The following is a 21017-nucleotide window of genomic DNA, read 5'->3' on the forward strand; positions in this document are numbered from 1 at the left end:
GGGCCCGCGCGCGCCCCCCCCCCCCGCCCCTGGTGGGCGACCCCCCCCCCCCCCCCGGGGGCCCCCCCCCCCCCCGCGGGGGGGGGGCGCCCGCCGTCGTTGCTGTTAGGAAGCGTTGTACCCGTACGGGTTGTTCTTCTGCCAGCGCCAGTGGTCCTCGCACATCTGGTCCACGGTCTTCGTGGTGGACCATCCAAGGTCTGCGAGGGCGGACGAAGCGTCGGCCCAGAAGGCTGGGAGGTCGCCAGCACGCCGGCCCGTGATTTCGTAGGGCAGCTCGTGTCCGACTGCCTTTTCGAAGGACCGCAGTACCTCCAGCACGGAGGATCCCTTGCCGGACCCCAGGTTCCAGCGGCGGACTCCCGCGCGGTCAGCGATGAAGTTCAGTGCCGCTACGTGACCTTCAGCGAGATCCACGACGTGGATGTAGTCGCGCTGCGCCGTTCCATCGGGGGTGTCATAGTCGCCACCGAAAACCATGAGCTTCTCGCGGCGTCCCACGGCAACCTGGGCGATGAACGGGACAAGGTTGTTGGGAATGCCCTGCGGGTCCTCGCCGATGCGTCCGGACGGGTGGGCGCCAACCGGGTTGAAGTAGCGCAGCAGTGCGATATGCCAGCGGTCGTCCGCATTGCCCAGGTCCGAGAGGATGTCCTCGATCTGTTCCTTGGTGCGGCCGTACGGGTTGTTGGCACCGATTTCCATCTTCTCGATGTACGGGATGGGATTGTGCTCTCCATACACGGTTGCGGAGGAGCTGAACACGATGGAACGGACGTTGTGCTTGTCCATGGCTCGGAGCAGGTTCAGCGTGCCCACGATGTTGTTGTAGTAGTACGCCAATGGCTCCTGAACGGATTCGCCCACGGCCTTGAGTCCTGCGAAGTGGATCACGGCGTCGATCTGGTGCTGGTCGAACACGGCCTCGACGGCGGGCTCGTCCACCAGGTCCACTTTGTGGAAGGCTGCAGTCTTGCCAGTGAGCTCGGAAACCCTGCGCAGGGACTCTTCGCTGGAGTTCACGAGGTTATCGAGTACGACGACGTCATGGCCGGCTTCCTGAAGGGACAGAACGGTGTGCGAACCGATGTAGCCGGTGCCACCCGTGACAAGAATTTTCATGGTGTCTACGCTATCGGAAATCCGAGCCACGCCGCTCAGTGTTGAGCGGTGTTGAAGCACGTTCGTGCTAAAAAATACTGGTGCCCAAAATTGTTGATGCCGAAGCCCGGCGCCAGGAAGTTGTCCAAGCTGTCTTCAGGATCATCGCAAGCGACGGTTTGGAGCGGGCATCCCTTCGTGAAGTAGCGGATGAAGCAGGGCTGGCCGTAGGCTCCGTGCGGCACTATTTTGCCAGCAGCGACGAGCTTCTCGTGTTCTCCTTTGCCTCCGTCATCGACCGTATCAGCGGCCGGCTGGAGTCAGCTTTGCTGGCCGTTGAAGGCGAAACCCCCGGCAGCGCCGGGCAGCACGCCGCGGTGTTGAACCTCCTGGGCCAGTTTCTTCCCTTGGACGAAGAGCTCGCTGTGGACGCCTGCGTTTGGATGGCCTTCCGTCACGCTGCGCGAATCAAACCGGTCTTGGCTGCCGAGGCCGAACGCAGTCACCGCGCAGTCGCTGCCATTGTGGGACGCCTCATCATCCTGTTGAGTCCCGGCGAAGCCGCCGCCCGGCAAAGCCTTGTCACAGAGGCTGAACGGCTCCTGGCCACCATGGACGGCCTTTGCATGCACGCGCTGCTCCAGCCCGAATGGATGACTGCCGAGATGTGCAGTGACGTCCTCACGGCCCATCTCGCGGCTTTCGCTCCGGTGCCGGCTACGCCCTAGGCTGTCCCGGCCTCCCGCGGGACGCTCACAGGACGACCATGTGCCCCCCAGCAAGCAGTGCCTCCCGCACCGTTACCGTAGCAAGCCAACGGGAATAGACTGGGACATGTCGGGAACCTGCCAAGGGAGGAATTCGGATGCATGAGTCAGGCGGCCCGGGATGGCGCATCACCATGGACACGTCCGGGCCGATGCTCATCGCCCTGTACTTGCGCGACGTAGCTGGACTCGACGGTGCCGGAAAACCGTTACTGTCGCACGCTGCTCCCAAGGTCCGCCATGCCGATCATAGCCACCTCACCTCGGATGTGGGTGGGATCCATGCCCTCAAAACCGAGTGGGAGGCCTGGTGGGAGAAGCTCGTGAAGACCTATCCCAACCCGGCACTTGAGCTCGCGCCGCCCAGTTTCAAGGCCTTCGGCAATTCCCCTGCCCTCCAGCGTGTCCTGCAGGCACACTTTGGCTCAGCTTTGGGATGGGCAACGGACAGGATCGATGAATACGCGAAGATCGAGGCAGAGCGCGAAGCCAATGGGGTTACGGGAGTCCTGAACGAGATGGTGGAGGACAGGCTTCTGGAAGTCGGGCGCAGTTCGCGGGACTTTGATCTCACCATCATCGAGTTGCCGCTCAACGAACCCCGCGCCTGGTATTTGGAGCCCAGCACCATGATCATGAGCCACAAGCTGCTGTCCGAGCCCGATGTCTTCCGCAGTTATGTCCAGCCTGTGGTGGAGATACTTGCCTAAGCAGGGGCTTGCACAAGCTATGGACAAATTCAGGTAGTCGGTGCCGAGACTGTGATGGTCACTGACTCAGAGGGCGCCGCCGAAGCAATCCACCCGCTGCGTTTTTCCCTGTTCCACGTCTGACCGCCAACATCCACTTGCGTGATGGAGAGGGACTTGGCGTTGGCAACTGCCCAATGGGCAACTGCCCAGGCTTGCGTACCAGTGATATCCAGTTGCACCGAGCGGCCCTGGACTGTGGCTGGTTGGGGGCCGAACGCCGTCGTCAGTTCCTCCACGACGGCGGAAGGGTCACCGGCCGCTTCAGGCATGCGGAGCTCACAGGTCAGCGCGGATTCGGAATGACCGGTGAGGGCAGAAGCGAAAGCGCGTCCCATGTTCTCGTGCTGGGCGTATGCCCGGGGGAACGCGGAGCGCTGGACCTGCTGGGCCGCCTGGGTAATTTCCATGGTCTCGTAACCGGGAATTTTGATGAGGCCGTTATAGAAGGCGTTCGTCGCATAGACGGGGTCCATGACCTGTGCCTCGGTTCCCCAGCCTTGCGATGGCCTCTGTTGGAACAACCCTCGGGAATCAGGTCCTGCATCGTCGCCGTAATTGATGTTCCGCAGCTTGGATTCCTGCATTGCGGTGGCGAGGGCGATGCTTGCAGCCCTTGGTGGAAGTCCGCGGTGGACGGAGATAGCCGTGATGAGCGAGGCGTTGGCCGCTTGGTCGGTGGCCAACTCGTAGCTTTCGGAACCCATGACGGCGACGCAGCGCTCCGAGACCAGGGTCTCGGAGCGCTGCAGTATGGCAACTATCGCGTAGACAGCACCGGCCACGAGGGCCAGCGCAAGCACCGCAACGATGGCGCGGCGGAACCGGCGCATTGCTTGTCTTCTGCTAGTTGGCGTGGAGTGCCTCGTTCAACTCCACGGTCTGGCCCTTGCGGGGCAGGACTTCCACGCCACCGGTGGTGGAGTTGCGGCGGAACAGCAAGTTGGGAACACCGGAAAGCTCGACGGCTTTGATGATCTTGCTGGTATCTTCGCCGTTTTCGTCCTTGGGACCGGGCACGCGAACGCGGGTTCCCGCGGTGACGTAGAGGCCGGCTTCCACCACGGAATCGTCGCCGATGCTGATACCGACGCCGGAGTTTGCACCGAGCAGTACCCGCTCGCCCAAGGCAATCTTTTCCTTGCCGCCGCCGGAGAGCGTACCCATGATGGAGGCACCGCCGCCAACGTCCGTCCCGTCACCGGCCACCACTCCAGCGGAGATGCGGCCTTCCACCATGGACGTGCCGAGGGTTCCGGCGTTGAAGTTCACGAAGCCTTCATGCATCACAGTGGTGCCCTCGGCCAGGTGCGCACCCAAGCGGACACGGTCGGCGTCGGCGATCCGGACACCTGTGGGAATCACGTAGTCAACCATGCGCGGGAACTTGTCCACGCCGTAAACCACCACGTTGCCGCGCTTACGCAGGCGCGCACGCGTCATTTCAAAACCTTCGACTGCGGCTGGACCGAAGTTGGTCCATACGACGTTGGGGAGCTTGCCGAAGACGCCATCCAGGTTGATGCTGTTGGGCTTGACCAAGCGGTGCGAAAGGAGGTGAAGACGCAGGTAAGCATCGGCGGTGTCGGCCGGCGCGGCGTCGAGGTCGATCTGTGCGAAGACCACTTTTTGTTCCGTGCCGCGATCGGCGTCTTTGCCGTCGTCAGCCAAGGCGGTGAGCGCGGGATCGGCATTGTCAACGTCGCGAAGGGTTTCAGCGGCTACACCCAGGGCCGGTGCCGGGTACCAGACATCCAGCACGGTTGCTTCCCCGGAAGGCGAGGTTGCGATGGTGGCGAGGCCGAATCCGTAGGCTGATCGGTGGTTTGCGGGCACAGCAGAGGAAGCAGTTTCAGTCATGGCCCCAGTGTATCGATCGCCCGTGGCACGGCTGAAACCCGTCTCACCCCGGATAGGTCGCATTTGTTGCCCGGAACACAGCGGCCCGGAGCGTTAAGGTGGAGTGGTGACCCTTAACCCTGCCCCCGCCCTACTGGACCTGCGCCAGGACGTCGCCTTGCTGACAGCCGCGCTCATCGATATCAACAGTGTCTCGGGCAACGAGACGCCGCTCGCCGATCTCGTCGAGGCCGCCCTGCGCGCCATCCCCGAATACACCGTGGTTCGCGACGGCGACGCCATCATTGCCCGCACGGAACTTGGCCGCGCCGAGCGCGTCATCCTCGCCGGACACCTGGACACTGTTCCGCTGCCCACGGTGGAAGGCTCGCTGGGCACCGTTCCGGCGACGTGGGAGTCGGGCATCCCCGGGGAGGGTGTGCTTTATGGCAGGGGGACAACCGACATGAAGGGCGGCGTTGCCGTGCAGCTCGCACTCGCGGCGTCCCTCTTCGACGACGGCAAGGAGCCGGACAAGGATGTCACCTTTGTCTTCTACGACCACGAGGAGGTGGAGGCCGTCAAGAGCGGCCTGGGCAGGCTGGTCCGCAACCATGGTGACCTGCTCCTGGGGGACTTCGCCATTCTTCTTGAGCCCACACACGGCACAGTTGAAGGGGGCTGCAATGGAACCAGCCGGTTCGAAGCGACCACCATCGGTGAAGCGGCCCACTCGGCCCGCGCGTGGATGGGCAGCAATGCGATCCACGCGGCGGCACCAATCCTCGCCCGCCTCGCAGCGTACGAGCCCCGGACAATCAACGTGGACGGCCTGGATTACCGGGAGAGCCTGAACGCGGTCAGGATCACTGGCGGCACCGCCGGCAACGTCATCCCGGACCGCTGCGTGGTAGAGATCAACTACCGCTTCGCTCCGGACAAGACCCCGGACCAGGCCGAGGCCCACGTGCGGGAGCTCTTGGACGGATTCGACGTCGTCCGCACGGACGCTGCTGCCGGCGCCCGGCCCGGACTGAACCACCCGGCAGCTGCGTCTTTCGTGGCCGCAGTCGGCGCGGAACCCAAGCCCAAATACGGTTGGACCGACGTCGCGCGTTTCAGTGAGTTGGGTATCCCGGCCGTGAACTTTGGACCCGGCGATCCGTTGCTGGCGCACAAGGACAATGAACACGTCGACGCCGATGCCGTCCGTGAGTGCCTTCGTGCACTCCGGACGTGGCTGGTTCGCTAAAGCCTAAAAGCACTCTAAATGCACAAAAGAGAAGGTCCGCAGCCGAATGAACGGCTGCGGACCTTCTTTCTTGACTAAGGAATGTTCCCGGTACTACTTCGTTTCAGGTCCAGGGACGTTGACCTCGAGGTCGACGGTCTTGATGGCCGAAGCCATGCCGCCTGCGGCCTTTTTGGAGCCTCGCCTTTCGATCCAGATCGCAAGCCGGGAAACCGACAAGTTGATCAGGATGTAGATCGCGGCGCCAACGAAGAAAGCGGAGAACAACAGGCTGGGTTCCAGATCTGAGATCAGCTTCACCTTACGCAGCAGTTCCTCGTAGGCCACGATGTAGCCAAGCGAGGTGTCCTTGAGGAGGACGACCAACTGTGCAATGAGTGACGGGAGCATGCGGCGGATTGCCTGGGGAAACTCGATGCTCATTCTGGACTGGAAGCTGCGCAGGCCAATGGCCAAACCGGCTTCGCGTTGTCCCTTGGGAAGTGACTGAATACCTGCCCTCAGAATTTCGGCGAAGATCGCTGCGTTGTACAGGACCAGGCCACTGACCACAGCCGTGAAGGGGGTCGTAGCAAACACCAGGAGCACGAAGAGGATCATGAGCACAACTGGCATGCCGCGGAGGAACTCAAGCACCACCTGTGTGGGAACGCGAATCCATGAAATCAGGGAAATGCGGAGTAGGCACAGTGCCACACCAAGGGGAAAGGCAATGACGGCTGCGACGCCGGCAGCCTGCAGGGTGGCAAGGACGCCATAGCCAAGCTGCGTCCAAACGTCCTTGGCAGATTCGTTAACAAAGACTTCCCAACGGGAGGCGTTGAATATGCCCTGCGAAGACAGGATGACAATGGCTCCCACCACACCACCGGCAATGATGATGGACCCGACAACTGAACCAATGAGGGAAACGCGGCGGGCCTTGGGGCCTGGTACGTCATAGAGAACCGAAGTCATCGGGCAATCGCCACCTTTTTCTCGACGAAGTGGGCCAACAAGCCCAGGGGCACGGTGATCAGCAGGTAGAAGAATGCAACACCAATCAAGATCCACATGACCGCGTCACCATGGCTGTTTGACAGCTGCAGGCCATAGCCGAAGAGCTCCAGGACAAAGAAGGCACCCGCGACGGATGAGTTCTTGACCAAGGCAATCATGATGTTGATCAATGGGGGTATGACGGTCCGGACAGCCTGTGGCAGGACCACCAGGCCCAAAACCTGCGTGAACGTCATGCCGATGCTGCGCGCTGCCTCGGCTTGCCCCACCGGGACGCTGTTGACGCCGGATCGAACGGCTTCGGCAACAAATGCTGCCGTGTAGCTGCTCAACGCGATGATGGCGGCCACTTCAAATTGTTCGAACTTGACGCCGAGCCGGGGAAGCACGATTGCTGAGAAAAAGAAAATAATTGTGAGTGGGGTGTTTCTGGCGACTTCAACATAGAACGTGCTGAAGCCACGTAAGGCTGCCACGGGCGAGACACGCATAGCGGCGAGGAGAGTACCTGCTGTCAGTGCGATTACGCCAGATACGACGGCTAGAAACAGGGTTCGGAGAAATCCGTCCCAATATTGGGGGAGGCTTTCGAAGATGGCGTCCATTGGCTTCCTTCGGCTGCTGCGGAAAGGTAGGGAGTCCTCAAGGTCGGTGGCTGCCGCCCTTCCCCAAGGGGGAGAGCGGCAGCCACCGGCTTCCGACTAGTAACGGTCGATCTTGGGCAGCTCAGGAGCGGTCTTGATGACCTTTCCTGCTGTTGCTTCCCAAGCCTTCTTGTACGTGCCGTCCTTGGCGAATCCTTCCAACTGGTCATTGATCCAGTTCCGGAAGACCGTGTCATCCTTCTTCAGGCCGATGCCGTACGGCTCTTTTGTGAACGTTTGGTCCGATGCGAGCTTGAAGGCCTCCGGTTCCTTGTCAACGTAGCCGGCGAGGATCACGTTGTCCGTGGTGACGGCGACAACCTGCTTGTTGCGCAACGGCTCAAGGCAAGCGGTGTAGTTTGCGGCCGGGACCAGTTCGGCACCGTACTTTTCGACGATGGTCTTAGCCGGGGTGGAACCCGTAACAGAGCAGACCTTCTTGCCCTTGACGTCCTCGGGTTTGGTGATGGAGTTGTCGTCCTTGTTCACCAACAGAGCCTGGCCGGCTTCGTAGTACGGACCTGCGAATGCGACCTTCTGCTTGCGGGCATCGTTGATCGTGTAGGTGGCAATGACGATGTCAACGCGGCCCTGCTCGATGAACGGTTCACGGTTGGCGGAAACAGTTTCCACCCATTCGATCTTGTCAGGTTCAATGCCGAGCTTGGCGGCGATGGCCTTGCCGATTTCGACGTCGAAGCCGACAGGCTTGCCGTCCAGGCCCTTCTGGCCGAACAGCGGCTGGTCAAACTTGGTACCAATGGTGATCTTCTTGGCCTGGTTCAACTTCGCCATCGTGGTACCGGCCTCGAAGCTCGCCGAGGCAACAGGCGGAGTGGTGGTGCCACTGCCTCCACCGCAGGCGCTCAGCGAGAGGGCCAGTGCAGCCGAAGCGGCCACCAGGAGAGATTTCCTCCGGGTAATAAAAGCCTTCTTCATGACATTCCTTTCATTGGTTGGCCGGCGTACGGCCTGGGTGCGGTCCGTGCGGGCCTGGATGCGGGTCAGCAGGGAGCTAGTGGGTCAGAAGCTTGGACAGGAAGTCCTTGGCGCGGTTGCTCTGCGGATTGGTGAAGAATTCCTCGGGTGTTGAATCTTCCACGATCTGGCCATCGGCCATGAACACGACGCGGTCGGCTGCCTTGCGGGCAAAGCCCATCTCGTGGGTAACCACGATCATGGTCATGCCTTCCTTTGCCAACTGGATCATGACGTCCAGGACCTCGTTGATCATTTCGGGGTCCAGAGCCGAGGTTGGCTCGTCGAACAACATCACCTTCGGCTTCATGGCAAGTGCGCGGGCAATGGCCACACGCTGTTGCTGGCCACCGGAGAGCTGCGCGGGGAGCTTGGGAGCCTGGTGGCCGACGCCGACACGTTCCAGGAGGGCCATGGCCTCCCTTTCCGCTGTGCCTTTGGCAACGCCCTTCACCTTGATCGGTCCCAGCGTGACGTTCTCAAGGATCGTCTTGTGGGCGAACAGGTTGAAGGACTGGAAGACCATTCCGACGTCTGCACGCAGGTGGGCGAGTTCCTTGCCTTCTTCCGGGAGCTTCTTCCCGTCGATCGCGATGTCGCCGTCGTCGATCGTTTCCAAACGGTTGATGGCACGGCACAACGTGGACTTACCGGAGCCGGACGGCCCGATGACCACGACGACTTCACCCTTCCGAACCTGGAGGTTGATGTCTTTGAGGACGTGCAATTGACCGTAGTGTTTGTTGACGCTGTTCAGGGAGACGAGCGCATCGCCGGACACTTGAGTAGTCATAGGACGAATCTAGCGAACAAAGACACAATTATGACCACGGTCACGGCAAGTTCCTCCAGATCGTGACTGAACAGAAACCTGCCCTCCAGCGATATACCAGACTGCAATGCAAGAACCGCGTCGTAGCGTCTTCGCTTGCATTCATCCGCGCTAGCCTTGGGCAATGAGCATTAGCCAGCACCCGATTCCCAGCCCGGACGCGAATGGCCACGTCGCGGGCGTCCACGTGCCCCTGCCTTCGGAGATTCCACCGGCCAAGCACAAGGGTCCTCTGGAGCTGCGACGCAAACAGGCGGACACGGGAATGTCCGATCAGCATTTGCTGGACACGAGCGGTGCCGGGCAGTTCATCCACACCGATCCCTGGCGCGTCCTGAGGATTCAGAGCGAATTCGTTGAGGGCTTTGGGGCATTGGCCGATATTGGTCCGGCCGTCAGTGTTTTCGGTTCAGCCCGTACCAAACCGGGAACCGAGTACTACGAGATGGCAGTGGATGTAGGGCGCAAGCTCGCCGAAGCCGGAGTTGCCGTGATCACCGGCGGTGGTCCGGGCTCCATGGAAGCCGCCAACAAGGGTGCTGTGGAGGGCAATGGCGTATCTGTCGGGCTGGGCATTGAGTTGCCGTTCGAGCAGGGCCTGAACCAATGGGTGGATCTGGGCATCAACTTCCGGTACTTCTTCGCCCGCAAGACCATGTTCGTGAAATACGCCCAGGGCTTCGTCGTCCTGCCCGGCGGACTTGGAACCCTGGATGAGCTCTTCGAGGCAATGGTCCTGGTACAGACACGCAAGGTGACGTCGTTCCCGATCGTGCTGTTGGGTGTTCGCTTCTGGGGTCCAATGATTGAGTGGATCCGGGACACATTGGTTGCTGAAGGGATGGTGTCCGAAAAGGACCTGGACCTGATCCAACTGGTGGATGACCCTGCCGATGCCGTCCACCGCGTGTTGCACGGTGCCCCACTTCCAGCCACAACGAATGGAAACCAGCGCCCGGAGTAGGCGGCTGTTTCTGGCACGATGGTGGCTGTGAGCATTTTCCTGGTGTTTGTCGCGATTGTCCTCATTGGTGCCGCTTTGTATTTTGGGGCCGGCATCATCCGTGGCGGCTCCGTGGGAGCTGGCCTGGATGACTCCTTGCCCAACTTGCCTCCGGTGCTGCTCCCGGAGAAGGCTGCAGCCACAGACGTCGACGCCGTGCGCTTTGCACTTGGCCTCCGCGGTTACCGCATGGACCAGGTGGATCAGGTCCTTGATGAGCTACGGGACCAACTGGTAGCCAAGGACCGTGAGATCGAGAGACTCAGCGTGTTGGTCCAATCAAAGCTTGAGGATGGCGACGCCAAGCGGACCACACCGTGAGTACACGTGCACCTGCCCGTTTTGGCGGGGAGGGACCTACTGCGCGCCTTTCGCGGGGTATCTCCGCCGCGGGAGCCCGGATGGCACATTGGCCGTGGTGGCTGCAGGTTTCCTTGGTTTTTGTAGTGGCCCGGATGGTCAGTGCCTGCATCTTCATGGCGGCTGCAGTTCATCAGGGAGTGAATCCATGGTTCCCTCCCGCGCCGGACTACTGGAACTTCATCACCATCTGGGACGGGCGCTGGTATTCACAGGCTGCGGACAACGGCTACCCCTCCGTGCTCCCCGTGGACGCCAACGGGGTAGTCAAGGAGAACGCCTGGGCCTTTTATGCCTTGTTCCCGTTCCTGGGACGAGGACTCTCTGCCATTACGGGCCTGGGCACTCTGCAGTCGCTCACCGCCATAGCCATGGTTGCCGGCCTCGGTGCTGCCTTGGTGATCTTCAAACTTTTCAGGGAAGCGGCCAGCCGACGCACCGCGATGTGGGGCGTCATCTTCGTGTCCACCTTCCCGGTGTCGCCAATTCTCCAGGTGCCCTATGCAGAATCCTTGAACCTCCTGCTGTTGTCCGGCTCGCTGCTCCTGGTGGTCCGGCGACGCTACCTGGCAGCCATACCGGTAGTGCTGTTGATGTGTTTGTCCAGACCCACGGGAGTCCCCTTCGCTGCCATGCTGGGCCTCCTCCTGGTTTGGCGGCTCTGGCAGCGTTTCAGGCCGGCAAGCCCGGATGAGGCGCCACAAGCCAAGTCTTCGTCCACGCCAGGACTGCTGTCCCTGGGGGCCTTGGTGCTCGCCACCGGACTCGGAGCCCTGGCATGGCCCGCCATCGCTTGGGCAGTCACGGGGGATCCCAGCGCCTACACGCGTACGGAAACTGCCTGGCGCGGACATGACCTGGTGCCCTTCAAACCGTGGTTCGATACCGGAAGGATGCTGTTCGGTCCGGTTCTTGGCGTGCTTGCGCCCTTCGTTTTCGTCGGCTTGTTCGTCCTGCTGATGGTTTCAAAGCCTGTCCGGGCACTGGGAACGGAAATGCGCCTTTGGTGCGCCTGCTACATGGGCTATTTGCTGGTGTTCCTGCATCCCCAAACCAGTACTTTCCGGATGCTCCTTCCTCTTTTCCCGCTGGCCCTCGGGGCAGCGCTGCTGTCCAAGTCCAAGGCGTACAGGGGAACCGTCGTCGTCATGTTTGTCCTCCTCCAGATCGTCTGGGTGGTGTGGCTTTGGGCGTGGGCGCCATTGCCCGGAGGCGGTGACTATCCGCCATAACCCGACTGTCCGCCATCGGGAAGTGTCTTTGTTCCGTGTCGGGGTAATTAGTCCATTGATTCGCTACGGACGGGTAAGTACGGGATAATGGAATACGAGCAAGGACAAAAGCACCTAAAAGTGCCCGGCCAAGGCGGCCTCCCAAGCGGTGCCGCCGGCTGCAATTGCGAAGCGGATCCAGCCCGGCCGGGTTGGGCGTGACTTGGGACAAATGGAGGGGATTTTCCTAATGGCGGCTATGAAACCACGTACTGGCGACGGCCCTATGGAAGTAACCAAAGAGGGACGCAGCCTGATCATGCGTGTGCCGCTCGAAGGCGGAGGACGGCTTGTAGTCGAGCTCAATGCCGCGGAGGCGGAGAACCTCAAGGAATGCCTTGTAGGCGTTACCGAATAGATTCATAGGCAGGCTGGATTCAAAAGACCAGGGCCCGGCGAGAGCCGGAGCCCTGCTTTTGTTTAAGCAGTAGCGTCTTTCTTCGGTGCCGTTCTTTAAGAATGTCCGCTAAATGGCAATTGCCTATTTTTTGACAGCCACCAGAAGTCCGTCACCGGTGGGAAGCATCGCAGAGGCCAGGCGGTCGTCGTCGCGAATGGATTTGCCAACTTGCCGGAGTACCACAGTGGTGGAGTCGCGGGCTGCTGGATTTGAGACGCGGTCCTTATCCAGGGCGTCGTTGATCACCAGGGTGCCGCCGGTCTTGAGCAACCGGACAGCCTGTTCAACGTAGCGGGGGAAGTTCGGCTTGTCGGCGTCGATGAAGACAAGGTCGTAGGCGGAGTCCGTGAGGCGTGGGAGGACGTCGGCGGCCCTGCCGGAGATCGTCCGCGTGCGGTTGGCGGGGCTGCCGGACTCCAGGAAGGCTTCGCGGGCGGCCTTGAGGTGTTCGACGTCGACGTCGATGGTGGTCAGGACGGCTTGCGGACCCAGACCGCGCAAAAGACAAACACCTGAGACTCCCGCGCCTGAACCAACCTCAACTACTGTCTGTGCCTTTGAAGCCGCGGCAAGGACGGTCAACACGGCGCCAACACCGGGGCTGATGGGCTTGACCCCCAGCTCGAAGGACCTCTCCCGGGCGCGCAACAAGACGTCATCCTCAGCAGGCAGATCTTCTGCATAGGACCAGCTGGTTGACTTGTCGGCACTCATGAAGGGTTCGCTTTCCGCGCGTAGGGGTGTCTGTACCAGCCTACTGTGTCCGGTGCTGCAAACCCCCGTGTTCGCAGCCGTCCCGGGATTGTGTCTGCGGCAGGATTTCGCCTTGCGTGGAAATTGTGCCTTAGTCAGGAAATTCCCAGACAAACTTGGGATGATATTGATCCGGTCATCCACGTGGTGGGCGGCACCGGACAAGTACGGTGAACCACAGTTTGAGGGGAGTGGACGATGCCGGCATCGCATGCTGCGCCAGTCCAGACATCGGAGAGCATTGAGGCCGTTACGGACTGGGTCATGCCCAGCTGGGAGGACGTGGTCGCCAACCACTCCGCCAAGGTATACCGCCTTGCCTACCGCCTGACCGGAAATAAGTTCGACGCCGAGGACCTCACCCAGGAGGTGTTCGTCAGGGTTTTCCGTTCGCTGGAAAACTTCAAGCCGGGGACCCTGGACGGGTGGCTGCACCGAATTACCACCAACCTTTTCCTGGACCAGGCACGTCGTAAGAGCCGAATCCGCTTTGACGCCCTTGCCGAGGACGCCGAGTCACGCCTGCCGGGCCGTGAGCCAGGCCCCGAGCAGAGCTTCGAGCACAACAACCTGGACCTTGATGTTCAGCGTGCGTTGGAAGAATTGCCACCGGATTTCAGGGCTGCCGTTGTCCTGTGCGATCTTGAAGGATTGTCTTACGACGAAGTGGCGGAGGCTCTGGGCGTGAAGCTGGGCACCGTCAGGTCCCGTATCCACCGTGGCCGCACTATGCTGCGGGAGAAGCTGGCCCACCGTGACCCCCGCCCGGCTGACGCCCGCAAGCCCCGCCTGAAGATGCCTCGCATCGCCAGCATTCTTTAGGTAGTCGATGCCTCGACGCCACATCCGTCCGGGTGCCCTGTCACGTCGCAAACTGGCTGCACGTTACAAACTGGCCGCCCTGCGCCACACCCGGAACCCTGAGCACCTACGGCATTGCCCGGAGTGCCGTGCTGCCCTGAACAGGGAACGGCAGTATCTTGAACGGCTTCGCGGAGCGGCGGTGCCCGAAGCCAGCCAGGACCTTACGACGCGTCTGCTCCAGCACACACAACGACTCGCGAGCGAGCAGGTCCCGCCGGTCACGAATTCACGGATCAGGGGTGGTGCGACCAAGCGTGGTGCGATCAGGGGTGGTGCGACCAGGGGTGGTGCGTGGCGGGCCCTTCGGATCGCCGGCGTGGCCGCGGGCACTCTCACGGTCAGCGCAGGTGCACTGGGCCTTGCCGCATATGCGGTGGCAGGGGAAACCGCGCCGCAAGCAGGCATCGGTGCAGGCAACCACGCCTCGTCCCTTTCCAGCGCATTCACCGGCGGCCCCGCGGAATTGATGGTGACGCCGGAATTCGTGGCGACGCCGGACTTCCGCCCCACCGCACCCGTGAATTTGAGCTCCGAGCAGTTGGATGCCCTGCGGGACCAGGGATGGGCATGTCCTGAACTTGGCGGTATGGGCTTCCACGTCGTCGCTGCCAGGGCCACCATGCACAACGGTCACCCGGCGGTGGAACTCCGGCTGGAAAGCAACGGCCATTACGCCACTGTTGTGGAAGAGCACCTGCAGGCTTCAGACATCGGCGTAACTGGACGCCCGGCATCGGCGGAACTCTCTCTCACGCAGGGGACGCCGTGGGAGGCTGTATACCGGACCTCCGCGGCAGTCCTCAGCTACTCATCGGACCTGCCGGCCGATGCAGCGGACGACGCCGTTCCCGAGTTGGTTCGTGCAGGCGACTCCATGATCAGCACGAAAGCTCCGCAAGCCTCCGAGACGTGGTCCGAACGGATGATCCGCGGCCTCCGGACACTGCTCCGTCCCGCTGGTTTATGACCGGCACCACAGACAAGGTAATCTTCGTAGCGTGTTTGGAATCAACGGCCCGGAGTTCATACTCCTTCTGATTATCGGCGTACTCGTCATCGGTCCCAGCCGTTTGCCAGAATACACTCAAAAGCTCGCCAACCTGGTGAAGGAAGTCCGCCGGATGGCCTCTGGCGCACGCGAGCAGATCAAGGAAGAAGTCGGCATCGACATCGATGAGGTCGACTGGAAGAAGTACGATCCCCGCCAGTACGACCCACGGCGCATCATCAAGGATGCGTTGCTTGATGACGATTCCAAGCCCGTCAACGCCGGCGCGCCTGCCGCGGCGGCGACAGTTGCGGCCGCAGCCGTGGACACGAAGCCCAAGGCTCCCGCCCGCATTATTGAGCGCCTCGCCGAGGGCGAGGCCGCGCCTTTCGATACCGAAGCTACGTAACCTTCCAAGGCCCTTTCGAAACCCAGTGGCTTCAGCGCGGCTCGATTCCCAGCGGCATGCCGGATAGTCCCCGGGGGCGCGTTGCCAACATCCCTGCAATGCCTTCCAACGCTTTCGCAGCAGCAGTTTCGCTCGCGGCAAGGACTACGGGTTTTCCGGCATCCCCGCCCTCACGCAACCGGATGTCCAAGGGAATCTGGCCGAGAAGAGGCACGTCGCTGCCCACAGCAGCACTCAAACGCTCAGCCAGGACGGCACCGCCGCCACTTCCAAACAATTCCATGCGACCGCCGTCGGGCATTTCCAGGAAGGACATGTTCTCGATGACGCCGGCAACCTTCTGGCCCGTTTGGGTTGCGATGGTTCCGGCGCGTTCGGCGACATCCGCAGCGGCAGCCTGCGGGGTGGTTACCACGAGGATTTCGGCATTGGGGAGGAGCTGGGCAACAGAAATTGCGATGTCGCCTGTTCCGGGCGGAAGGTCCAGGAAAAGGGCATCGAGGTCACCGAAATAGACGTCCGTGAGGAACTGCTCCAAGGCGCGGTGCAGCATGGGGCCACGCCACGCCACGGGCTGGTTTCCCGCAACGAACATGCCAATTGATATGACCTTCACTCCGTAGGCCACAGGAGGCAGGATCATGTCATCCACCTGCGTCGGTTTCTGCGTGATGCCCATGAGTCCCGGGACGGAGAAGCCGTGCACGTCGGCGTCCACGATACCCACGCGCAGGCCCTGGGCGGCCAGGGCACAGGCAAGGTTGACCGTGACCGAAGACTTACCCACGCCGCCTTTTCCACTGGCCACTGCGTAGACCTTCGTCAAGGACCCGGGCTTGGCGAAAGGGATGCCCCGCTGACCGCCGGGACCGCGCAGTTGTTCCTTCAGGGCCTCGCGCTGGGCGGGGGTCATGACCTTCAGCTCCACGTCAACACCGGTGACGCCTGCGATGCCTGACAATGCAGTGGTCGCGTCCGCCGTAATGGTGTCGCGGAGCGGGCAACCGGCGATCGTGAGCAGCACTGCTACATGGACGTTGCCGTCGTCGTTGGCCGACACCGACTCCACCATGCCAAGTTCGGTGATCGGACGCCGCAACTCGGGGTCAATGACGGTTGCCAAGGCAGCGTGAAGCGCCTCGGCCGATGGGGTGGTCATGGGTTACGCTCGGCTTTCAGGATTTTCGGTAGGGGCCTGCTTCGCGCTGGAGTGCTGGGGCCCCGGACGTTGCGGGCGTACTTTGGGGATCTGCTGCGTGCGTGGTCCACGCGACTTGTCCCGTTTCTCCTTGAGCTTCTCCTTGACCTTGTCGGCCGAAGACTCGCTGCCCTCTGCTGCGGCTTCGCCCTCCCGCAGTTCCTCCTGGGCATCGATGATGTCTTCCAGCAGGCTGCGGAGCTCGGCGCGGACGTAGTCGCGAGTGGCTACTTCACGAAGTGCGATTCGCAGGGAAGCCAGTTCACGGGTCAAGTATTCAGTGTCTGACAGGTTCCGCTCGGCGCGCTGACGGTCCTGCTGCAGCGACACGCGGTCCCGGTCATCCTGACGGTTTTGGGCCAAGAGCAGAAGCGGTGCCGCGTAGGAGGCCTGGAGCGACAACATGAGCGTCAGGAGTGTGAAGCCGAGCTCCACGCGGTCGAACTGCCACTCCGTGGGCGCAAACGTATTCCATGCCAGCCAGAAGAGACAGAAGACCGTCATGTAGACGAGGAATTGCGGCGTGCCCATGAACCGGGCGAAGCCCTCGGTGGCATTGCCGAAAGCATCGGGGTTGGGGGAGAACTTGGGCAGTATGCGTTGACGCCCGCTTAGTGGCGTGTCAAGGCTGCCGGGATTGTTCGTGCGTCCAGTGGACCTGGGGGATCGGGTGGCGTTGATATCAGCCAATGCGGCCTCCAAGTTTCCTTATAGGGGCGTCGTCCTCGTGAGCGCGCCAGTCATCGGGCAACAGGTGATCCAACACGTCATCAACAGTCACCGCCCCTACAAGGCGGCCGTCGTCGTCGACGACGGGCAGCGAGTTCAGGTTGTACGTGGCCAGGGTCCGGGCTACTTCGCTGATGTGGGCCTGGTCCGACAACGGCTCAAGGTTCTTGTCAACAAGGTTTCCCAGCGGCTCCGGCGGAGGAAAGCGCAGGAGTTGTTGTATATGTACGACGCCAAGGAAGCGCCCGGTGGGCGTTTCCAGCGGCGGCCGAGCGATGAAGATGGAGGACGCCAAGGCAGGGGAGAGTTCTTCGCGGCGAACGTGGGCCAGCGCTTCGGCGACCGTGGCTTCAGGAGGCAGGATGACGGGCACCGGCGTCATGAGGCCACCTGCAGTGTCTTCGTCGTATTCCAAAAGACGCCGGACGTCTTCGGCTTCCTGGGGCTCCATGAGTTGCAACAGTTCTTCCGCTTGGGCGGAGGGGAGTTCGGCGAGGAGGTCAGCGGCGTCGTCGGGATCCATTTCCTCCAGGACATCGGCGGCCCGCTCCACGTCCAGGGCGGACAGGATCTCCACCTGGTCGTCCTCGGGAAGCTCCTGGAGGACGTCTGCCAACCGCTCGTCCTGAAGTTCGCTTGCCACTTCAAAGCGGCGCTTGTCGCTCATCTCCTGCAGGGCTTCGGCGAAGTCGGCAGGTTTCAGGTCCTCATGCGTGGCAACGAACTGGGTGGCCGCCTGAGGCTCGTTATGCCCGCCGGTCTGCGCGTCCGCCCAGTCAATGATCAGGGTTTCGTTGCGGCGGAGCCTGCTCAGGGGTGACAAGGAATGCCCGCGACGGACGAAGAGCTTGCTGACGAACCAGTCCTTGGACCTGTGCTGGTCCATGGCGATGTCCTCGATGGTTGCATCTCCGCTGCCATCGGCAAGGGTGACGCGACGATCAAACATCTCCGCTACCACCAGGGTCTCAGCACCCCGTTGCTCGAAACGCCGAAGGTTTACCAATCCAGTGCAGATGATCTGGGTCTGGTCGATGGAGGTGATCCGGGTCATGGGTACGAAGACCCGCTTCTTGCCAGGTACTTCCACCACGATGCCCACGACATGGGGGGCTCCGCGGCCCCCCCGGGAGAGCACGACGACGTCGCGCAACCGGCCTAAACGATCGCCCAGGGGGTCGAAAACGTCCAAGCCGAGCAGACGCGCGACAAAGACGCGTGAGGGATGTGTGCTCATGTTTACAGGCTACCGAGTCTGCTCTCTTTTAGCTGAATTCCAGCCGCTTCACATCTACATGCGACACAATGGGGCTATGTCTAACATTTTTGGTGCTCCCAAAGCCGTTGAGGAATCCCGCAGCGTACCCCAAGGTGACACTGTTGGTTCGTACACGTCATATTTGGATGCCCAAAAGGCGGTGGACTACCTCGCGGACCAGCAGTTCCCCGTCCAGTTGGTGTCGATCGTGGGCAACGACCTCAAAATGGTGGAGCGCGTAACCGGCCGCCTGAGCTACCCGCGTGTGGCCTTGTCCGGTGCTTTGAGCGGCATGTGGTTCGGCCTCTTCGTCGGCGTCATGCTCTCCTTCTTCACGCCCGGTGGCGGCACTTTCTCCATCATCACCTCCGTGCTCATGGGTGCAGCTTTCTTCATGCTGTTCGGCATCGCGACGTACGCCACCCAACGCGGCAAGCGTGACTTCACGTCCACAAGCCAGGTGGTCGCCACCAACTACGATGTCATTGTTGCCATCGAGGCAGCCCACGAAGCCCGCCGGTTGCTCCACCAACTGCCCATGAATTCCGCCCAGGCTGCCACCGGACAAGCACAAAATTACAGTCCGCCCAACGCGCCCATCCAGCAGCCCGGCCAGGCACCTGACCGTCCTGCCACCTGGAACGATCCCTATGGCCAGCGCGGACCGGAGGCCACGGAGTCGGATGCTTCCGGCGCGCAGGCTCCTGCTGCACAGCCAGCACAGAACCCGACGCCATCACCGGTGCGCTATCCGGACCTGCCCGATGGCCGCCCCCAGTACGGCGTCCGGGTCACGGAGGGCCAGAACGTTCCCCGGCAGGAGGAACAGCGGCCTGGGAACGACGATTCCCAGAAGCAATAGCCGTCATAAGAAGCACACAGGAAAGGCCACCGGATATCCATCCAGTGGCCTTTCCTGTGTGCTGTTGTTGCCTGGGAGGGGACGGGGTCCCTTTGCTGGCGGCTAGCCAGCAGCTTCCTGGTAGATGCCGGCCATCCAGGACTCGACGTCGTCGGCCTTGCGTGGCAAAGCCGCGCTCAGGTTCACGGGACCATCTGCGGTCATGAGGATGTCGTCCTCAATGCGGACGCCGATGCCACGGTATTCGGCAGGAATGGCCAGGTCTTCGTTCTTGAAGTACAGGCCGGGCTCGATCGTGAAGACCATGCCCTCCGTGAGTATTCCATCAAGGTAAAGCTCGCGCTTGGCCTGGGCGCAGTCGTGTACGTCCAGGCCCAGGTGATGGCTGGTGCCGTGTGGCATCCAGCGACGGTGCTGCTGGCCTTCGGGGCTGATGGCTTCCTCGACAGAGACAGGCAGCAGACCCCATTCAGCGAGGCGCTCGGCAAGCACCGTGGTGGCTGCCGTGTGGATGTCCCGGAATTTCACGCCCGGCCGTGCGGCGGCGAACCCTGCATCAGCGGCGTCCAGGACAGCTTCATAGACCTTGCGCTGGACCTCGGTGAAAGTGCCATTTGCCGGCAACGTCCGCGTGACATCCGCTGTGTACAGCGAATCAGCCTCCACTCCTGCGTCAAGCAGCAGGAGTTCACCAGCGTTGACGGCGCCCGAGTTGCGGGTCCAGTGCAACACCGTGGCGTTGTTGCCTGAGGCCGCGATGGTGTCGTAGCCGAGTTCGTTGCCTTCTTCGCGGGCACGGGCGAAGAAAGCGCCTTCAACCACGCGTTCGCCGCGCTTGTGCGTCAAAGCACGCGGGAGGGCCCGCACGACGTCGGCGAAGCCTTCCACCGTGGCGGCGACGGCGATCTTCATCTGCTCGATCTCCCACTCGTCCTTGATCAGGCGGAGTTCGGAGAGTGCTTCACTAAGCTTTTCGTCCAAAGCATCCAGCTCGCCCAGGTCAAGGTTCTCAGGATCCTTGGCCGTGTTGTAACGGGCGGTGTCCACCAAAGCGTCGATGTTCTCATCTACCTTGCGGACCAGGCGGATGGAGATGCCGCCAATTTCCGGCGCGCCCACGTTCTTGGTGATGGCCAGTTCAAGTTCGGAAATGTGCGCCGTGGGCAGACCCAGGCGGGCTTTGAATTCTGCCAGTGTGGGCCGTGCGCCAATCCAGAATTCACCGGCGCGGGAGTCGGCGTAGAACTGTTCGGTATCGCGGCCCGCCAGGGGACGGAAGTACAGCGTCGCAGTGTGGTGACCGCCGTCGTCGCCCTTTCCTTCACCTGCCGGTTCCAGGATCAAAACGGCATCCGGCTCGTGGTCCAGGCCCAATCCGGTGAGGTGGGCGAATCCGGAGTGCGGGCGGAAGCGGTAGTCGCAGTCATTTGAGCGGACCTTGAGCGGACCGGCCGGGATAACGAGCCGTTCGCCCTTGAACAGTTCGGAAATTGCACGACGGCGGCGGGCAGCGTGGTCTGCGACGGCGTCACGAGCGGGGTTTACCTGCGGTGCGGGCGCCCAGTTGCTGGCCATGAATGCCTTGAAGGCATCGGAGGTGGGCCGCTGCGAACGGTTGTTGACGCGTTCTTGCAGGGGCTGGGAATCTGTGGATTCCGCGTACGGGGTGTTTTCGGCATCATTCACCGTTACATCGTCCCACCAGTTTCGTGAGGAGGCCAACGGCGCAACACCCCAAGGCGGTCCGCATCCCATAGGCTG

23 protein-coding genes are annotated in these 21017 nt (G+C 61.9%); 11 read left to right on the forward strand and 12 right to left on the reverse strand.

Annotated features, from left to right (window positions below):
- Positions 1 to 105: 105 nt before the first annotated feature.
- Positions 106 to 1122 (reverse strand): UDP-glucose 4-epimerase GalE, encoded by a 1017-nt coding sequence (gene galE / locus ABIE18_RS08570; RefSeq protein ID WP_477514939.1) that lies wholly within the window; start codon positions 1120 to 1122, stop codon positions 106 to 108.
- Positions 1123 to 1202: 80 nt separating this feature from the next.
- Here galE and ABIE18_RS08575 point away from each other — a divergent pair, with 80 nt between their 5' ends.
- Both ABIE18_RS08575 and ABIE18_RS08580 read left to right on the forward strand, forming a co-directional pair.
- A complete protein-coding gene (locus ABIE18_RS08575) occupies positions 1203 to 1829 on the forward strand; it encodes a TetR/AcrR family transcriptional regulator (protein WP_499722277.1) in 627 nt (208 codons plus the stop codon).
- Positions 1830 to 1966: 137 nt separating this feature from the next.
- Positions 1967 to 2578, forward strand: coding sequence for a hypothetical protein (locus ABIE18_RS08580; RefSeq protein ID WP_431115826.1), 612 nt, complete (start codon positions 1967 to 1969; stop codon positions 2576 to 2578).
- A gap of 29 nt (positions 2579 to 2607) precedes the next feature.
- Here the strand turns inward: ABIE18_RS08580 and ABIE18_RS08585 are convergent, their stop codons facing one another.
- Positions 2608 to 3450 (reverse strand): transglycosylase SLT domain-containing protein, encoded by an 843-nt coding sequence (locus tag ABIE18_RS08585; protein WP_499722278.1) that lies wholly within the window; start codon positions 3448 to 3450, stop codon positions 2608 to 2610.
- 13 nt (positions 3451 to 3463) lie between these two features.
- The gene (gene dapD / locus ABIE18_RS08590) at positions 3464 to 4477 is read right to left on the reverse strand and encodes a 2,3,4,5-tetrahydropyridine-2,6-dicarboxylate N-succinyltransferase (RefSeq protein ID WP_499722280.1); all 1014 of its coding nucleotides are present in this window, start codon (positions 4475 to 4477) and stop codon (positions 3464 to 3466) included.
- Between the two features lie 106 nt (positions 4478 to 4583).
- On the opposite strand from dapD, the gene dapE reads away from it, so the two are divergent.
- Positions 4584 to 5708, forward strand: coding sequence for a succinyl-diaminopimelate desuccinylase (dapE, locus tag ABIE18_RS08595; protein ID WP_499722281.1), 1125 nt, complete (start codon positions 4584 to 4586; stop codon positions 5706 to 5708).
- A 93-nt stretch (positions 5709 to 5801) separates the two neighbouring features.
- Here the strand turns inward: dapE and ABIE18_RS08600 are convergent, their stop codons facing one another.
- The 4 genes from ABIE18_RS08600 to ABIE18_RS08615 form a co-directional block, all read right to left on the reverse strand.
- Positions 5802 to 6665, reverse strand: a complete 864-nt coding sequence (locus ABIE18_RS08600) for an amino acid ABC transporter permease (RefSeq protein ID WP_431115822.1) — start codon at positions 6663 to 6665, stop codon at positions 5802 to 5804.
- Complete coding sequence (locus tag ABIE18_RS08605) at positions 6662 to 7312, reverse strand: amino acid ABC transporter permease (protein WP_431115820.1); 651 nt, start codon at positions 7310 to 7312, stop codon at positions 6662 to 6664. The genes ABIE18_RS08600 and ABIE18_RS08605 overlap by 4 nt, the downstream gene beginning before the upstream one ends.
- 96 nt (positions 7313 to 7408) lie before the next feature.
- On the reverse strand, positions 7409 to 8290 hold the full coding sequence (locus ABIE18_RS08610; protein ID WP_431115819.1) for a glutamate ABC transporter substrate-binding protein: 882 nt from the start codon (positions 8288 to 8290) through the stop codon (positions 7409 to 7411).
- Between the two features lie 76 nt (positions 8291 to 8366).
- Entirely contained in the window at positions 8367 to 9122 is a 756-nt protein-coding gene (locus ABIE18_RS08615; RefSeq protein ID WP_216924118.1) for an amino acid ABC transporter ATP-binding protein, read from the reverse strand.
- 163 nt (positions 9123 to 9285) lie between these two features.
- Here ABIE18_RS08615 and ABIE18_RS08620 point away from each other — a divergent pair, with 163 nt between their 5' ends.
- The 4 genes from ABIE18_RS08620 (at position 9286) to ABIE18_RS08635 (ending at position 12153) form a co-directional block, all read left to right on the forward strand.
- Positions 9286 to 10125 carry an LOG family protein gene (locus ABIE18_RS08620; RefSeq protein ID WP_499722283.1) on the forward strand — a complete coding sequence of 280 codons (840 nt, stop codon included), beginning with the start codon at positions 9286 to 9288 and terminating at the stop codon, positions 10123 to 10125.
- A gap of 18 nt (positions 10126 to 10143) precedes the next feature.
- Entirely contained in the window at positions 10144 to 10485 is a 342-nt protein-coding gene (locus ABIE18_RS08625; protein WP_499722285.1) for a DivIVA domain-containing protein, read from the forward strand.
- A gap of 80 nt (positions 10486 to 10565) precedes the next feature.
- Positions 10566 to 11756, forward strand: a complete 1191-nt coding sequence (locus tag ABIE18_RS08630; RefSeq protein ID WP_499722635.1) for a putative hexosyltransferase — start codon at positions 10566 to 10568, stop codon at positions 11754 to 11756.
- A 229-nt stretch (positions 11757 to 11985) separates the two neighbouring features.
- A complete protein-coding gene (locus ABIE18_RS08635; RefSeq protein WP_064721643.1) occupies positions 11986 to 12153 on the forward strand; it encodes a DUF3117 domain-containing protein in 168 nt (55 codons plus the stop codon).
- Positions 12154 to 12276: 123 nt separating this feature from the next.
- Here the strand turns inward: ABIE18_RS08635 and ABIE18_RS08640 are convergent, their stop codons facing one another.
- Positions 12277 to 12909 (reverse strand): O-methyltransferase, encoded by a 633-nt coding sequence (locus ABIE18_RS08640; RefSeq protein ID WP_223946472.1) that lies wholly within the window; start codon positions 12907 to 12909, stop codon positions 12277 to 12279.
- Positions 12910 to 13146: 237 nt separating this feature from the next.
- On the opposite strand from ABIE18_RS08640, the gene sigE reads away from it, so the two are divergent.
- The 3 genes from sigE to ABIE18_RS08655 are packed head-to-tail and all read left to right on the forward strand — an operon-like array spanning position 13147 to position 15209.
- The gene (gene sigE, locus ABIE18_RS08645) at positions 13147 to 13770 is read left to right on the forward strand and encodes an RNA polymerase sigma factor SigE (protein ID WP_499722286.1); all 624 of its coding nucleotides are present in this window, start codon (positions 13147 to 13149) and stop codon (positions 13768 to 13770) included.
- A 7-nt stretch (positions 13771 to 13777) separates the two neighbouring features.
- Positions 13778 to 14779, forward strand: coding sequence for a hypothetical protein (locus tag ABIE18_RS08650; protein ID WP_499722288.1), 1002 nt, complete (start codon positions 13778 to 13780; stop codon positions 14777 to 14779).
- Between the two features lie 31 nt (positions 14780 to 14810).
- Positions 14811 to 15209, forward strand: coding sequence for a twin-arginine translocase TatA/TatE family subunit (locus ABIE18_RS08655; RefSeq protein WP_477514949.1), 399 nt, complete (start codon positions 14811 to 14813; stop codon positions 15207 to 15209).
- A 31-nt stretch (positions 15210 to 15240) separates the two neighbouring features.
- On the opposite strand, the gene ABIE18_RS08660 is transcribed toward ABIE18_RS08655, so the two are convergent.
- Genes ABIE18_RS08660 through ABIE18_RS08670 form a run of 3 tightly spaced genes read right to left on the reverse strand, consistent with a single transcriptional unit; the run spans position 15241 to position 18373 of the window.
- Positions 15241 to 16368, reverse strand: a complete 1128-nt coding sequence (locus ABIE18_RS08660) for an Mrp/NBP35 family ATP-binding protein (RefSeq protein WP_499722290.1) — start codon at positions 16366 to 16368, stop codon at positions 15241 to 15243.
- 3 nt (positions 16369 to 16371) lie between these two features.
- Positions 16372 to 17109, reverse strand: coding sequence for a DUF1003 domain-containing protein (locus ABIE18_RS08665; protein ID WP_499722291.1), 738 nt, complete (start codon positions 17107 to 17109; stop codon positions 16372 to 16374).
- Positions 17090 to 18373, reverse strand: coding sequence for a magnesium transporter MgtE N-terminal domain-containing protein (locus tag ABIE18_RS08670; RefSeq protein ID WP_477514952.1), 1284 nt, complete (start codon positions 18371 to 18373; stop codon positions 17090 to 17092). The genes ABIE18_RS08665 and ABIE18_RS08670 overlap by 20 nt, the downstream gene beginning before the upstream one ends.
- Positions 18374 to 18449: 76 nt before the next feature.
- On the opposite strand from ABIE18_RS08670, the gene ABIE18_RS08675 reads away from it, so the two are divergent.
- Positions 18450 to 19256, forward strand: a complete 807-nt coding sequence (locus ABIE18_RS08675; RefSeq protein ID WP_499722293.1) for a YflT domain-containing protein — start codon at positions 18450 to 18452, stop codon at positions 19254 to 19256.
- 102 nt (positions 19257 to 19358) lie between these two features.
- On the opposite strand, the gene ABIE18_RS08680 is transcribed toward ABIE18_RS08675, so the two are convergent.
- Positions 19359 to 20942, reverse strand: coding sequence for an aminopeptidase P family protein (locus ABIE18_RS08680; RefSeq protein WP_499722294.1), 1584 nt, complete (start codon positions 20940 to 20942; stop codon positions 19359 to 19361).
- Between the last annotated feature and the right edge of the window lie 75 nt (positions 20943 to 21017).

It is taken from the genome of Arthrobacter sp. 2762 (assembly GCF_040548745.1).
GTDB lineage: Bacteria > Actinomycetota > Actinomycetes > Actinomycetales > Micrococcaceae > Arthrobacter.